Below are 15,605 nucleotides of genomic sequence, written 5' to 3' on the forward strand. Positions count from 1 at the left end.
TATCTAAAAATGCAAAACTTTACTGAAATTAATAACAAAAAACGAATTACTAGTTATGAACATTTAAATACAAAATATGATTTAAATTTTAGTGACTATAATTTTGGTTTTGACTGAGAAGTATTTAAAGACTTTGTTGGGGATAGTTATGCCCGTTATTTTACTTCACCAAGTTTTTTTAAGTTTGTTTCTGCGGGTCGTGGTACTAATAAAACATGAAATCATATAGCAGAAAAATTATTTTATGCTTGTAATTTTACTGATGCTTCATCTAATATTTTACGAAGATATGCTAATACCCACGAAGATACTACTTTTGGAGATACAATTAACGTATGTAACTACTTATATGATAAATATGGTATTGATTTAGGACCCGACAATGAAAATGGCATTGTTTGACCTAAAAATGTTAAAGAAGGTGGAGAAATTGTTTTTCCTGGTGGTGTTCGTATTGCTTTTGCTGGTTATGCAAATGGTAATAAAATTATGGGTAAAGTTGGTAAAGGTAGTGGTATTATAACAGCGTGAACTGATGAAATGATACATGCCGAAGAAAAAGAAATCTTAACTGATAAAGAATTAGATAAAAGATATAATAATTTAAGAGTTTCAATGTTTCGTTCTAAAAGTTTAAAAGTATCTTATGAAAAATACACCGATGAAAATAATAATGAACAATATAATTTAGACAATCCTATTCCTATAAAAGAATTATCTTGGACATTTAAAGAATGAGATAATATAACAAAACAATATACAACAATAACAACATATTTTCATAAAACATATTCTAATCAATTTACTTTTAATCCTTTTGATAAATACCACGTATTTTATGAAAAATTTGTAACCCCATATTTACCTTTAAATGAAAGAATTAAAAATATTTTAAAAGAACATAACCAAATATACTCAGAAAATAAACAAGCATTTAACGGTTTAGGTGTTTTTAATTTACGATTAACAATGGGGGCTGTTTGAAGTAAAATACCTAATATCACTAAAAAACTTGTTTTAACCAACAAAGAAGAACGACCAGACTTATTTGAACTTGAATATTACGGATTTGAATATAACGACAATGACCCCAGTATTTATGTTTTACGAAATTATCGTAAATATATTAAAGAATATAATTTAAAAGATTTTTATAATTCTAATACAAAACAGTATCAATTTGATAGTTATTCAATTGGTGTTGATTATGCTAATGGAAGCGAAGACCATACCGTATTTTTATTTAGTGGATATAAAATTAATGAAAATAACGAGTATGATAAATATTTAATTGAAGAAAATGTTATTACACCAAAAAATGCAATGAATTTAAATGAATTAGTAGAGCATTACGGACAATGAATAATTAATACATTTGATAAATTTGATGGTTTTGAATATGCCACATTTCATTATGATATTAATGCCCACGACTTTATGCAAAAATTACAAGAAGATATTTACCCTTATTTAGGTTATAAGATTAAAATGTTTAAAGCCAAAAAACATCAAACATCACTTAATAAAGAAGCGAAAATAATTAACCGTGTAACATGAATACGAAAAATGTTTGTTCAAGGCAAGATATATGGCATATTAGATAATTTCCCATTTTTAGATAAATGTATTAGTGAATTAAGATTTAGCGATACCAAAACAAATATACCCGATAGTAAAATGTACCACGACCCATATGATGCTTTGTTTTATGGTTCTTATCCATATCGCTTTAAAATGGGAATATAATAAATAATTTGTAAAAATAAAATAAGGTAATGCAAAAGTGAAGTTAAATTAAAAAAATTTATTTATTTAAAATAAATTTTTTTAATTTAACTTCACTTTCTTTTTTAATATATCTTTTATTTTATAATATTTAATAACACTATACATAGTTATTTTTTTTATTTTTTTTAATCATATAAAATTTCTTTCATTTAATGCGTTCCTCTTTTTTTAAAAAAGAGGGATGACCTGATATTTAAAATACCGATCTAGGTATTGAGATGATGATTTACTAATCATCTCTATTTAAAATATATAATTATTTTTTTTAATTTGTCAAGTAAATATAATTTTTGGCCGAGCGGTTGACTTTCTTAAATTGTTGTGATAAAATCACTTACAAGTTAAAAAAAGTTTTGAGGTTCTTTCAAACAAATTTGGGAACCTTTATAAAATTCTTCGCTTACCGCTTAGAATTTTTCCCAAGTACTTTGAAAAGCGCGGCAAAAGTTTTTTTAAACTTTAAGTTATTTTTCACAAAATTCTAGAAAGTCTCCGCGAGGCCAGATTGACCCTTTTCAGATATATATAATTGTGATTGTAAGAAAATTTTAACGAAAGGGATTATAATAATGAAAAAAATATTAAGTTTATTAGGCACAATCACTCTAATTGGAACAAGTACAACAAGTTTAGTTGCTTGTAACACACAATGTAACGAAGATGAATTAGAACAATTAAAAATAGAAAACAAAATAAATACTACTAATCAAGAAATTAAAGACAATTTAGAATGAATAGCACCACAAGAAAAACCATTTATTACTGTTGATAATAAGTGATATTTTGTTGTATGGCGAGGTGATAAAAATGATGATTGAAAAATTATTAAATTTAATAATAATGAAGTTAATATAATAATTGATAATTTTAAAAATTATGAGTTAGAAAAATATGATTTACCTTTATTGGGTAATGATTTATATATTAAAAATAAATCAGGAATTAGATGTGAAAGTTGAAAAGATGATAAGAAAAATAATTATTTTAAAGCAGTTTATCGTTGAAATTTAGACACACAAGAACCTAATTTAATAGTTAATAAAGATGGTGTAATCCAAGTTAGTTAAATATAAAAAGTCATTTTAAATAAATGACTTTTTATATTTCTAATGTAATTAATGATAGTTTTTCATTGTTCTTATTAAATAATTCTAAATTATTAATATTAATTTGTTCTTTTTCTGTATAAATTGTAATATCATAATTTCCATAACCCCATATAGCAGATAATTCAATTTGATTTAAATTAAATAGTTTTTGATAATTATAAAAAGTTATTTTAATATTATCTACAACTAATGTTTTAGTCATACTTATTCAATCTGCTTTTGAATAAAGTAATCTATATCATTGTGAAAAATAATTTAAATAATTTTCTATTTTGTCATTAGAAACAATTAAATTAGTTAAGTATTTTCCATATTCTCCATCTGATAATTTAATTTCTGCTGGAATAAGTGACGGTATATTATTTGTTTCTAATTCGTTTGTTATAGATAACCAATTAAAATAATTTGCTTCTAATTGATAAATAGGATTTTCTGAAATATCTTGTCTTTTAACAGTTACTTTAATTTCATTGTCTTTATTGTTATTAATATTGATTTGTTGTTTTAAATTTCAATTTGTAATCTGTCCAGTTTTAGGGTCAATAATTGGTGTGTTGGGCTCACTGTTATTGTTTCAACGATAAACTGCTTTAAAATAATTATTTTTCGTATCATCTTTTCAACTTTCACATCTAATTCCTGATTTATTTTTAATATATAAATCATTACCCAATAAAGGTAAATCATATTTTTCTAACTCATAATTTTTAAAATTATCAATTATTATATTAACTTCATTATTATTAAATTTAATAATTTTTCAATCATCATTTTTATCACCTCGCCATACAACAAAATATCACTTATTATTAACAGTAATAAATGGTTTATCATCTGCATAAACTTCCATTCAATAATTTATCGGTTTAGGCGGAATAGGACCACTACTAGAAAAATTAAAATACATTGAATTTAATTCAACTTTGCAATCTTCAAATACTCAATATCCAGTTTTTTCTTCTACTGGATTAGAAACTAATTCTAAATAATAAGGAGTAATTAATTTAACATCATCATTACAGCCTTTATTAATGGCATACTTGCTATATGTGTAATTTGATAACATATAGATAATTTGTTTAAATCTTTTGACAACCCTATCATTAATAAGGTACTTGTACATTGGAACTTATTAATATACTTTCTTTAATTGAAAAGAAAGTGTTATTGTTGTTGAATTTAATAAAAATGTTACTAGTGTTGCTAAAAAAACATATAGCAAAAGTATGTATGATGAATTTGTTAAACATATTAATAAATATTAAATTCCAAGCTATATCAACTGTATTTAGTATCAACTTATGATAAGGCATTCTCAATTCAGACACTTAATAAAGGTTTAATCCTAAAATGGTTTAAAATAAAAGTGAAAGAATTGAGGTTTTTATTATGAAACATTATAGCCTATATAAAAAAGAACAGATTGTAAAGGAATATTTAGAAAATAAAATAACTATCAAACTCCAAGTTAGTTTATTTTATATAATGTTAGGGCACCAACTACTTTTCTAATAGTTTTTTATATTTATGTTTTTCTGTTATTGTTAATTTTCTTTCTATAGTTACCACCAAATTAATAAATCATCTGGTTGTGAAATTTTTGCTAGATAAGTATTACGAAATTATCAAAAAATAAGGACAAAGTATTAATGAATCCTTTACATTAGTGCTAAAAAATGTCAGAATTACTGCCAGGGATATTGAGGTATAAAATGCAAATTGGTTTGATGAAAGAATTTGAAATTTTTTTACAAAAAAAGAAGATTCTTTTTGATATCTTTAATATTCTACAAAATAAAACAATAATTAATATTAATAATGCAATTTACTAGTTAGTAATAATTTACAAACTAGTTTTTTTATGCAATTTTAAGAAAAAAGGAGAAAAAATAATGGAAAAAGAACAAACTATTTTGGTTGAAAATAATATTAAGTTACTATTAGGACCACACGATCGCCCAAAAAGTTTTTTTCAATGATCAATTTTAGCATTACAACATGTTTTTGCTATGTTTGGTTCAACGGTGTTAGTGCCATTAATTATTAATCAAACGGCTGGAGTTGAAGTTATGAACATTGCAATGGCCTTGTTTTGCTCAGGAGTTGGAACATTAATTTATATTGCAATTACTGCTGCAAAAGTACCAATGTATTTGGGAAGTTCGTTTGCATATATGGGGGCAATGGGAGTGTGCTATCCTTTCTATGGCAATGCGGTTTTTATTATCGTAATGATGGTTGGTGTTATTTATATCACTTTTGGAATATTAGTATACTTTATTGGCAATAAATTTTTAGAACGAATTTTACCAGCCGTAATTGTTGGACCACTAATTATTATTATTGGAATGTCAGTTGCACTGAGTGCAATTAATAATGCTGGTTTTAATCCAGATGCTTGAAAACAACCTTATTCACACTGAATTGGGACTGGAATTGCTGTTTTTACATTTTTAATAACAGCAATTATTGCTTTAAAATGTAAAGGATTTGCTAAGGTAGTTCCAGTCATTATTGGTGTTGTTGCAGGATATTTATTATGTGTAATTCTTCATTTTACAATTGGAACAGAATATCAAATTTTAGATACATCAAAAATTACCGACCCAAGTCAATGATAATGATATCCATCATTTAAAAAAATTTGAGATTTAAAAGCAAGTAATATTGGACCAGCTATTTTAGCAATTAGTCCCGTGGCAATTATTGCTATTGCTGAACATATTGGTGATCATATTAGTATGTGCCAAATGACAGGGAAAAATTTTGTTAAAGATCCTGGAATGCATCGAACATTAATTGCTGATGGAGTTTCCATTATTTTTGATGGTTTAGTTGGCGGACCAGCAAATACAACATATGGAGAAAATGCTTCAGTCGTTGGAATGACACGAATTGCTTCAGTATGAGTAACAGGATTGGCTGCCTTATTTGCAATCGGATTATCATTTATTGCTCCAGTTAATCAATTAGTACAAATGTTGTCAGCACCAGTAATGGGTGGTATTAGTATGATTATGTTTGGTTTAATTAACACTCGAATTCCGTTTGTAGCAATTAAACCAAACATAATCATACTAACTTTTTCATCATCTTTTTAATTATTTTGTTGATATTGTCTTCTTTATTTTCATCTAACAAAATACATTCATTATTAATTTTTTCTTTTAATTTTAGCATTAGTTTATTAATTTCAGTGAATAAAATTGGCAATCCAAATGTTAAACCGTGAACTATTCAATATGCTAATCGTAGAAAAAATAACTTAGTCTTTTTCTTTTTCATTTTTATTACCATCCTTGTTTTTTTGTCTGATATTTATTTTGTTGTTATTAGCTAATTTATTATTTATAATTGTAATAACATCTAATTTCGTATTAATATTATTAATTTCAATTTTAATATCGTTTATTTTTTCTTTTAATTCTTTATTTTTATCTCTAATTTTTTGTTGTTTTTTACTCAAAATAGTTGCTGTTATGCCGGTTGTTCCACCAGTAAAAAGTGATATAACCAAAACAATAATTTCTAAAATAGTTTCACTCATTTTTTATTCTCCTTATTATCAAATTAATCAATATCCAAATGCTCGCAAACCAATAGCAGCCGTTGTCACAATACCACGCTGTGCTTTTTCTCATGTTTTAAAATCTTTTCATACCCAAAATTTAATCATACCCCCTTCATCATCATATGCTAATATGGGTGATCACTCTTCCCCACCATTTCAACGATAAACTGCTTTAAAATATTTATTATTAATATTTGATATTCATTTCTTTAAAATATTATATCCAACTTGTAAGTGTCTGCCATAATCCATATTATAAAGTATACTAAGTTCACCATTTTTTATTTTTTTAATAACTTTAAGCTTATTATCTATAAAATCATTTTTAAATTTAGCAATTTCTCAAACATCATTTTCATTGCCACGACAAACAACATAATATCATTTATTATTAACTTGATTAAAAGGTTGTTCGTCTGGTGTCATTTCTTTTAATCTGCTTTTGACATATTTGGCACTGCTTTCTATTTCGTAGGGCATTTCTCTAATTCTTTTGTCTAGGTGTGCTATTTTTTGATCCATTTTTTCCATTTCTTTGGTTCATTTTTTATTGAATTCTTCTTTTTTCTCGGGCATATTCTCAAAAATTAATAAAATTGTTGGGGTCTTTGATTGATTGATAACGAATGGGAACTCGTGCGGTATATTCTCAATTAAAGGATTTTATTTTTTCGCCTTTTAGGGGTAAATTAAAACTAAGAATAGGGAATTCACAAATTCCGTCTTTATGTTTTGTGTTTAAGTTATCTTGGATTAATCTTCCTTTGTCTGTTCATACAAAATATTCGCTAGCACATTTATTTTGATAAATTGCTCGGTATTTAAAATCATTTACTTGATTAATGTTATAGATTATGGCTGTTGCTATTGTTTTTGAATTATCGTTTCAAGTCATGGCACTTTTAATATTTTTTCATGGTTTGTTTTCTTCTTCTTTGGTTTTTTCAAAATAGAATTTATTGTCAATTCCGCTTGGTTCAACTTCGTCAATTTTAGTGTTAATGTGGCATTGTTCTAATAAATCTGTTAATTTTTCAATTTTTTCGCTTTTGTTTTCTCCTAAACTTTCAATAAATTTTTTATTAATATATTTGTAGTTTTCATCTGGGTTGTCTATATCAGGGATTGGATATACTAATGGTGCTTTTGACATATCTATTTTAATTGTTAAAAATATTGTTGTTGTTTCTGCTTGGTTTTTTGTATAGGGAATTAAGTCGTTGATATCATTTGTGGTGTTGTTTTCTACTTTAATCATTTTTCCGCAAATGATTAAATAAAAAAATGGTATTTCTTTGTTTCCTTTTTTTTGTTTTTATTTTTTCTTGAATTTCGTTGTCTTCATATTTGAATTCTGCTTCTAAGTTTTCTTGTTGGCCAAATCCGTAAAATAAAAAACCAGTTGAATTGTTATCACATAGTTTTAATATTTCTTCGTTATAATTATCGCTATTACCTAATAAGTTTATAGCGTTTTTATTGCTTAATTCTTTATTAGCATAGTAGGGAATTGTTTGGTTTCTTAATAAAAAATCATAGTATATTGCTTGGTCGCGGTCTGTTAAATAATCTTCTGTATTGTCAAATGTTATAAATATAAATGCCATTTTTTACCTCTCTTTTATAAATATTTTTTTCTAATTTGTTAGATGTTTTATCTTATTCACTATGTAATGCGTTATTAGTAATCATTATTTTATTCATTGTTTCTTCAATGTTGTTAAAATTATTGTTTAGATTGTTTTGATGTTTTTATTAATTTTAGTTGCAAATAATAAACTTTTATAGAATAATTATTAAAGAATAATTTGGTTTTTTAATTTTGAAATTTAAGGAAGTGATGAGTAGTGTTATTTTTAAAAAAATTAGAGGCATTTGGTTTTAAATCATTTGCTGATCCATTAACAGTTAATTTTGATCATGAAATGATAGGAATTGTCGGACCAAATGGGAGCGGAAAATCCAATATTAATGATGCAATTCGTTGATGTTTAGGAGAACAATCAATTAAATCACTTCGTGGAAATAATAGTGAAGATGTCATTTTTAATGGTTCAGAAACAAAACAAGCATTAAATATGGCCGAGGTTAAACTAATTTTTGATAATACAAACCGGATTTTTGCAATGGACTATGACGAAATTGAAATTATTCGTCGTGTTTTTCGAGGAACTGGTGAAAATGAATATTTTATTAATAAACAACGAGTTCGTTTAAAAGACATTCAGGATTTTGCGATTGATAGTGGCTTAACAAAATCATCATTAGCAATTATTTCGCAAGGAAACATTAATGCTTTTGCAGAAGCAAAACCATTAGAACGACGTGCTTTATTTGAAGAAGCTGCTGGAGTTGCAAAGTATAAACGCCGCAAATTGGAAGCTTTAAAAAAACTAGACCGTTCAAATGAAAATTTAGCGCGTTTAAAAGATATTTTGAATGAAATTGAACGAAAATTACCAAGTTTAAAACGTCAAAGTGAAAAAGCAATCAAATATACAACATTGAAAGACAAATTAAATCAAATTGAATTAGCGGTTTTAGTAAAAGATATTACTTTTTTTAATGACAAATTATTAGAATTACGTTTGCAGCAGAAAGAAATTATTAGTACGAAACAAGATGCTGATCGAAAATTAAAAAACAATGAAATTGAATATAATGAATTAACCAAAGAAAATTTTAATTTGGATAGCAAAATTAATGTCTTAACTAAAGAATTTCAAAGTTTAGTTTCAGAAATTAGTGATTTGAAAGTACATAAAATTGAATTAGATAACAAAGAAGCAGCCTTAAAAATGTCTAATAATGATATTACTATTACTAATATGGTTAATGATTATAATGAGTTAACTGTTAATTTACAAAATGAACGGGAAAAATTGACAACATTAGAAACACAGCAACAAGAATATCGTGCGCAACGTGAAGCTTTTAATACAAAGCAAGCTGTGTTAAATGAAAAATTAGGAGCAATTAATAAAACCATTATTCGCTTAGAAAGTGAATTAGAACGTTCTCAACATAATCTTGAAAATCAAGATAATTTACATGAAGGGGTTAAAAATATTATTAACAATAAGACCGTTCTGCCTGGAATTATGGGATTAGTTCAAGATATTATTAATGTTGATGAAAAATATGAGCAAGCGATTGTAACTGCTTTAAGTGGGCGTTTACAAGATATTTTAGTTAAAAATGTTGATAGTGCAAAACGAGCAATTTCATATTTAAAACAAAACCGTGCTGGACGAGCAACATTTATTCCGTTAGATGTAATTTCGCCCCGTTATCTTAACAGTGATGAAGCATTTGTGATTAAATCAGTGCAAGGATATTTAGGATTAGGAAATAGTTTAGTTAAAGTAAAAAAAGAGTTTCGAATTGCAGTTGATTACTTGTTAAGCCGGTATTTAATTTGTACTGATTTTGATAGTGCGCAGGAAATTGGAAAATTAACAAAGTATCGCTATAACATTGTTACCTTAGATGGAGAAATAGTTCGCCCGCAGGGAGCTGTTACAGGGGGTTCACGTCGAACACGAATGACAATTGTTAATCCAGAAAAGGAATTAAGAGTTCTTAATGAAAAATTAGCAATGCGAACTGAAGAACATCATCATGTATTAAAACAATTAAATATACTTCGACGCCAATTAGATGAAATTAATGAAGTTATTGCTGAAAATCAAGCTTCAATTGGAGCAGGAAAACGACAAATTGAAATTATTATGTATGACCAAACGAAATTGCAAAATGAATATCAGTTACTAACAGCAAAAAATATTGATGAAACAAAAATAGTTGAAAATAAAGCAGTACTTAATATTGTGGATCAAATTAAACAAAAAGAACTTTTAAAAACAAAAATTGAACAACAATTAAATGTTGCACGCAGTTTGAAAGATAAACAGTCATTAGCAATTAATGAACTTAATAATCAAATTGCTGAAAAACGATATTATATTTCAGCTTTACAAGAACAAATTAGCAAAATGAATACTGATGTATCAATTATTAATGTTAAGATTCAACAAAATCTAACAAGACTAACAGAAGAATATCAAATGACATATGATCATGCTAAAACGTTGGAATTAAAGGTAATTGATAATGAAGATTTAATTCGTGATGAAATTAAGCAATTACGAAGTGATTTAGCTCAAATTGGAAATGTTAATTTAGAAGCAATTGAAGAATATAAAGAAGAAGATGCTCGTTTTCAATTTATGAATAATGAATATAACGATGCAAATGATTCAATTAAAAATTTATTAAAGTCAATTGATGAGATGGATAGTATTATGAAAGAAAAATTTGATAAAACAATTAAGGAGGTTAATGAGAATTTACCATCCACCTTTGAAGTATTATTTGGTGGTGGTTCAGCACGAATCATTTATACTGAGCCAGAAAATTTATTAGAAACAGGGGTTGATATTAAAGTATCGCCACCAGGGAAAAATATTACTAACTTAAATTTATTATCTGGAGGAGAAAAATCATTGGTTGCTCTATCAGTTCTTTTTGCGATTTTAAAAGTACGACCAATTCCATTAGTAATTTTAGATGAAGCAGAAGCACCATTAGATCCAGCTAATGTTGAACGATTTGCTAAGTATATTCGTAGTTTTGTTGAAACCACTCAATTTATTGTTGTTACCCATCGAGTTGGGACAATGGAACATTGTGATGTATTATATGGGGCAACAATGCAACAAAAAGGTGTCACAAAAATTGTTGGAATTAAATTACAACAAGCGGCAGAAATGATTAAAGAATTTGAAAATAAACTTGAAAATAAAAAAGCATAAATTATTTATGATTTTTTATTTTTTTGATACAATTAATACAAATAATTTTTAAAGGATAAAACCATTTACTAAAAAGGGGAGGAAACTTAACGAATGAAGCCAAACGAATCTACTAAGGCTACTGAGGAAAAGAAAGAAAAAAAGCATTTTCTTAAGACTTTAGTCGGAGAGATTAGCCATCATAAAATGCTTACTTTAGTTGGTTCTGCTTTGGTATTAGTAATATCAATTATTATTTGAACAATTGCATCGGCGAGTAATGTAATTGTTGCTGGAGGAAGTACATCAGTTGCCCAAGTAATGGCAAATATTACGGAACAATATAAACGTGATAACAAAGAAGATATTTTATATAATTCATTAGGAAGTGCTGCTGCCCTAGTTGGCGTAAAAAATGGTAGTTATGCTTTTGGTTTTTTATCAAAAGATGTTAATTCAACCCCTAAAGCAGGAGATAACCGTGTGAATGCTCAACAACTATGAGCAGAGTATCATACTGGTCGTTTTGTTTTTGCCCGTGATTATATTATCTTGGTATATCATTTACCAAATGGTTGTCAAATTAATCCACAACAAGATTCCTTACAATTCAAAAGTTTTTTTGGTGGAGAAGGAACTGAATTAATTCGCAAAATTTATACCGATCCAACTTTTACTTGACAACAAGCCTTTGGGTCGCAATTAGTTTGCAGTAGTGGCAGCAATAAATTTTATACTTTAACACGTGAGTCTGGAAGTGGGACAAGAGATTTTTTTGAATCAGCAGTAATTAAAAGCAAAAAATATGAAACAAATCAAGTAGCTTCATCAAATGGTTCAATGTATCAAGCAATTTCAACTACTCCTGGTTCAATTGGTTATATTTCTTTTTCATATATTAAAAGAATTATTAGCAATGAAGATTTAGGGGCAAAAGCAATTGCTAGTGTTATTAGCAAAGGAAGTGCTAAACCAGAGTTACCATATAAAGTTGTTAATAATAATTATGAATTTAATCCGGCTTATTCTTTAACAAGACCCTTTACTGGAATTATTAATTATGAAGGAAAGCAATTCAATTGTGCCTTATCATTTATTGCGTGAATGCTAGATCCATTACCATATTCAAAAACAAAACCAAAACTACGAAATGGGGAAGTTAATCCTTATTATGACCCATATTTTATTTTAAGTCCATATGATGCTGCATATTGATATATTGAAGAAGGTGAAGAACCATTATCATTTGATGATTTTTTCTTCCGAAAGTATAATAATAATACAACATTTGCAAAAAGCGGGAAAACAACTGAAGATGAAAAAACACCTTGAAATTTTAAATCAGATTATAAGAGCACTTGAGATATTATTGTGGAAAAATTTCCCACAAAATATCAAGCATATTTTGAATATGAATATAATGGAATGGAGAATTAACTATGGCGAAGAAAGAAATCACGAAAGAAAAACAACCGTTTTCCCAAAAAATAGAATTATGAAAAATTCGTTTTGCAAATAATTTTCGTGGGCGAAAACAAATTATTGATTTCACTTCAAAAATTGTTATTTATTGTTTTGCGATTTTAACAATTTTAATTTTGTTGACTTTAGTTGGATTTATTATTTATAAATCAATTTATTTTTTTCAACATTATCCTGGTGGTTTTTGAGGCTTTTTATCGAGTAATACTTGAAATGCTAATAACAGTCAATTTGGAATTTGACGAATTATTATTGCAACATTTTTTGTCTTATTAATTGCTTTACTATTTGCAATTCCATTAACTATTTTTTCATCATTATATATTTCAGAGTATTTAAGTCCAAGGATTAAACGTAAAGTAATTGGCATTATTCAATTGCTAGCTGGAATTCCTTCTGTTGTTTTTGGATTATTTGCCTTAGCAATTTTAGGACCCATTTTTATGTTGATGGGAGCTCCCTCAACCTCAAACTTATTAGTAACATCAATTACCTTAGCTTTTATGGGTTTACCAATTATGATTTCATTATCAATCAATGCTTTAGAAAATGTTCATGATTCATATCGATTTGGTTCGTTAGCATTAGGATTAAGTAAAACCCATACAACTTATCGTATTGTTTTACGTTCAGCTTGATTTAAAATTATTACTGCCATTATGATGGGAGTTGCACGGATCATTGGAGAAACAATGGCGGTGATGATGATTGCTGGAAATGCACCAGATGGCTTAAAACTTGGAAATGGTTTTATTAATTTTATTTTTTCATCAATAGCAACTTTAGCATCAACAATTGGATTAGAAATGCTAGAAAATTCCGGACCAATGCATGAATCAGCATTATATGCAATTGGGCTAGTATTATTTATTATTGTTTGTATTATTAATATTTTTATTATTTCGTCACAAGCGTTTCATAATCGAAAACGAAACTATCATTCTCGAAAAACAACAAAAGGTTTACGATTAAGTAAATCATATAATGCTAATAAAATTAATAAATTATTTTATGAACATATTGAAAAAACAAGAGGATTAAAAAAGTTTAAAGATGGACTTGGAATGTTCCTTTTAATCTCTTCAACTGTAATTGTCGTATCATTTACATTAGTTATTTTAGCCACAATTATTTGAAAAGGATTATTTGGAATGGTATGAAGTGATTTAATTTCAACATCAACTTTTGATGGTGGAGCAGGAATTCTTTCAACATTTTTAGTTACTCTGTTATTAGTAATTTGTTCAATAATTTTTGCGATACCGCTATCATTAATGGTTGCCATTTATTTAAATGAGTATGCCCGCCAAAATAGTATTTTTGCAAAAGTAGTTCGTTTTGCAATTGATGTTTTATCATCAACACCAAGTATTATTTATGGAACTTTTGGATTAGCTTTCTTTATTGGTGTTTGTCATTTACCATTATCCATTTTAAGTTCTGGTTTAACATTAACAATTGTTATTTTACCAATTATGATTCGTAGTATTGAAGATGCTTTATCAGGTGTTGAAAACTCATTGCGACATGCATCATTAGCATTGGGAGCCAATAAAACAGCAACAACATTGAAAGTTGTGTTGCCTAATGCAATGCCAGGTATTATTACAGCAATTATTTTAGCAATTGGCCGTGTTATTGGTGAATCAGCCCCAGTTTATTTAACATTAGGAACAGCGGTGCGGTTACCAATTGCTGGTTTTATGTCACCAGGGGCAAGTATGACAACCCAAATTTTAATGCTATCAAAAGAAGGAGCAACAGCAGGAGCAATGCGAATTATGTTTGAATTAGCTTTTGCAATTATGGTTTTGATTTGATTATCAAATAGTTTAGCACATATTTTAGGAAAGAAATTTGCACCAAACTATGTTAATATTGGATTTAAAGCAAAATGAAAAAATCGCATTAATAACTTAAAATTCTTCTTTTCAAAAGAGAATTATCTTCATCAAAAACAAAGTTTTAATAATTTTTGAAAAAAAATTTTACCAAAGAAAAAAACAACGCCATGAAAAAAAATAAAACAAAGAAAAAGGGAGAAAAATAATGGACCCAAAAGTAATTATTAAGAATCCAACATTTGATTCATCAGATAATAATCCAGATTTAATTACGGTTAAAAATGTTGACTTTTTTTACAAAGGAAACAAACAGGCGCTTTTTAATATTTCAATGAAAATTAAAGAACATACTGTTACTGCTTTTATTGGTTCATCGGGATCGGGAAAATCAACATTGCTGCGCTTATTTAATCGAATGAATGATGTTGAACCAAAGTCAGTTTTTAAAGGCGAAATTTTAATTAATGGAAAGGATATTTATAGCCCTGAAACAGATATTGTTAAATTACGAACAGATATTGGAATGGTATTTCAAAAACCTTCACCATTTCCAATGTCAATTTATGATAATGTTGCTTATGGGCCACGGAATCAAGGGGTTCGTGATCGAAAATTAGTTAATAGTATTGTTGTTGAAAGTTTAAAACGAGCAGCATTATGAGATGAAGTAAAAGATAATTTACGAGATTCTGCTTTTGCATTATCAGGGGGGCAACAACAACGTTTATGTATTGCCCGGGCAATTGCAATGAAACCGAAAATTTTATTAATGGATGAACCAACTAGTGCGTTAGACCCAATTTCGACATCAAAAATTGAAGAATTAATTACCCAACTAAAAAAAGATTTTACAATTGTTTTAGTAACACATCATATGCAACAAGCAGCACGAGTTGCTGATTATACAGCTTTTTTTGCAAAAGGGAAATTAATTGAATATAATAAAACTAAGATTATTTTCTCTCGTCCCGCTAATAAAAAAACAGAAGATTATATTACTGGGCGTTTTGAGTAATGA

At 27.3% G+C, this 15,605-nt stretch carries 12 protein-coding genes and 1 pseudogene; 7 read left to right on the plus strand and 6 right to left on the minus strand.

Annotation, left to right across the window (positions count from 1 at the left end; translation table 4 throughout):
• Positions 1–9: 9 nt before the first annotated feature.
• The gene (locus SCITRI_RS01840) at positions 10–1,746 is read left to right on the plus strand and encodes a hypothetical protein (protein WP_071936985.1); all 1,737 of its coding nucleotides are present in this window, start codon (positions 10–12) and stop codon (positions 1,744–1,746) included.
• 611 nt (positions 1,747–2,357) lie between these two features.
• Positions 2,358–2,855, plus strand: a complete 498-nt coding sequence (locus SCITRI_RS01845) for a lipoprotein (RefSeq protein WP_071936986.1) — start codon at positions 2,358–2,360, stop codon at positions 2,853–2,855.
• A gap of 31 nt (positions 2,856–2,886) precedes the next feature.
• Here SCITRI_RS01845 and SCITRI_RS01850 read toward each other — a convergent pair whose 3' ends face one another.
• Positions 2,887–3,963, minus strand: a complete 1,077-nt coding sequence (locus tag SCITRI_RS01850) for a DUF3688 family protein (RefSeq protein ID WP_071936987.1) — start codon at positions 3,961–3,963, stop codon at positions 2,887–2,889.
• A gap of 943 nt (positions 3,964–4,906) precedes the next feature.
• Here SCITRI_RS01850 and SCITRI_RS01855 point away from each other — a divergent pair.
• Positions 4,907–5,998: pseudogene (locus SCITRI_RS01855) on the plus strand (uracil-xanthine permease family protein).
• Here SCITRI_RS01855 and SCITRI_RS09805 read toward each other — a convergent pair.
• Genes SCITRI_RS09805 through SCITRI_RS01875 form a run of 5 tightly spaced genes read right to left on the minus strand, consistent with a single transcriptional unit; the run spans position 5,955 to position 8,075 of the window.
• Positions 5,955–6,182 carry a hypothetical protein gene (locus tag SCITRI_RS09805; protein WP_147076800.1) on the minus strand — a complete coding sequence of 76 codons (228 nt, stop codon included), beginning with the start codon at positions 6,180–6,182 and terminating at the stop codon, positions 5,955–5,957. The pseudogene SCITRI_RS01855 and the gene SCITRI_RS09805 overlap by 44 nt on opposite strands.
• Positions 6,163–6,444 carry a hypothetical protein gene (locus SCITRI_RS01860; protein ID WP_071936988.1) on the minus strand — a complete coding sequence of 94 codons (282 nt, stop codon included), beginning with the start codon at positions 6,442–6,444 and terminating at the stop codon, positions 6,163–6,165. The genes SCITRI_RS09805 and SCITRI_RS01860 overlap by 20 nt, the downstream gene beginning before the upstream one ends.
• Positions 6,445–6,459: 15 nt before the next feature.
• Positions 6,460–6,990, minus strand: coding sequence for a hypothetical protein (locus SCITRI_RS01865; RefSeq protein ID WP_167693717.1), 531 nt, complete (start codon positions 6,988–6,990; stop codon positions 6,460–6,462).
• Positions 6,991–7,015: 25 nt separating this feature from the next.
• Positions 7,016–7,726: a hypothetical protein gene (locus tag SCITRI_RS01870; protein ID WP_071936990.1), complete on the minus strand. Its 711-nt coding sequence runs from the start codon at positions 7,724–7,726 to the stop codon at positions 7,016–7,018.
• Positions 7,719–8,075 carry a hypothetical protein gene (locus tag SCITRI_RS01875; RefSeq protein WP_071936991.1) on the minus strand — a complete coding sequence of 119 codons (357 nt, stop codon included), beginning with the start codon at positions 8,073–8,075 and terminating at the stop codon, positions 7,719–7,721. The genes SCITRI_RS01870 and SCITRI_RS01875 overlap by 8 nt, the downstream gene beginning before the upstream one ends.
• Positions 8,076–8,315: 240 nt before the next feature.
• Here SCITRI_RS01875 and SCITRI_RS01880 point away from each other — a divergent pair, with 240 nt between their 5' ends.
• The 4 genes from SCITRI_RS01880 to pstB all read left to right on the plus strand — a co-directional run bounded on the left by SCITRI_RS01880 (position 8,316) and on the right by pstB (position 15,602).
• Positions 8,316–11,282 (plus strand): chromosome segregation protein SMC, encoded by a 2,967-nt coding sequence (locus tag SCITRI_RS01880; protein WP_071936992.1) that lies wholly within the window; start codon positions 8,316–8,318, stop codon positions 11,280–11,282.
• Positions 11,283–11,375: 93 nt separating this feature from the next.
• A complete protein-coding gene (gene ptsS / locus SCITRI_RS01885; RefSeq protein WP_071936993.1) occupies positions 11,376–12,698 on the plus strand; it encodes a phosphate ABC transporter substrate-binding protein in 1,323 nt (440 codons plus the stop codon).
• Between the two features lie 2 nt (positions 12,699–12,700).
• Complete coding sequence (gene pstA, locus SCITRI_RS01890) at positions 12,701–14,815, plus strand: phosphate ABC transporter permease PstA (protein WP_237238025.1); 2,115 nt, start codon at positions 12,701–12,703, stop codon at positions 14,813–14,815.
• Positions 14,793–15,602 (plus strand): phosphate ABC transporter ATP-binding protein PstB, encoded by an 810-nt coding sequence (gene pstB / locus SCITRI_RS01895; protein ID WP_004028485.1) that lies wholly within the window; start codon positions 14,793–14,795, stop codon positions 15,600–15,602. Before pstA ends, pstB begins: the two co-directional genes overlap by 23 nt.
• Positions 15,603–15,605: the final 3 nt, after the last annotated feature.

This window comes from Spiroplasma citri, from assembly GCF_001886855.1.
In the GTDB taxonomy this organism is placed as follows: Bacteria; Bacillota_I; Bacilli_A; order Mycoplasmatales; family Mycoplasmataceae; genus Spiroplasma; species Spiroplasma citri.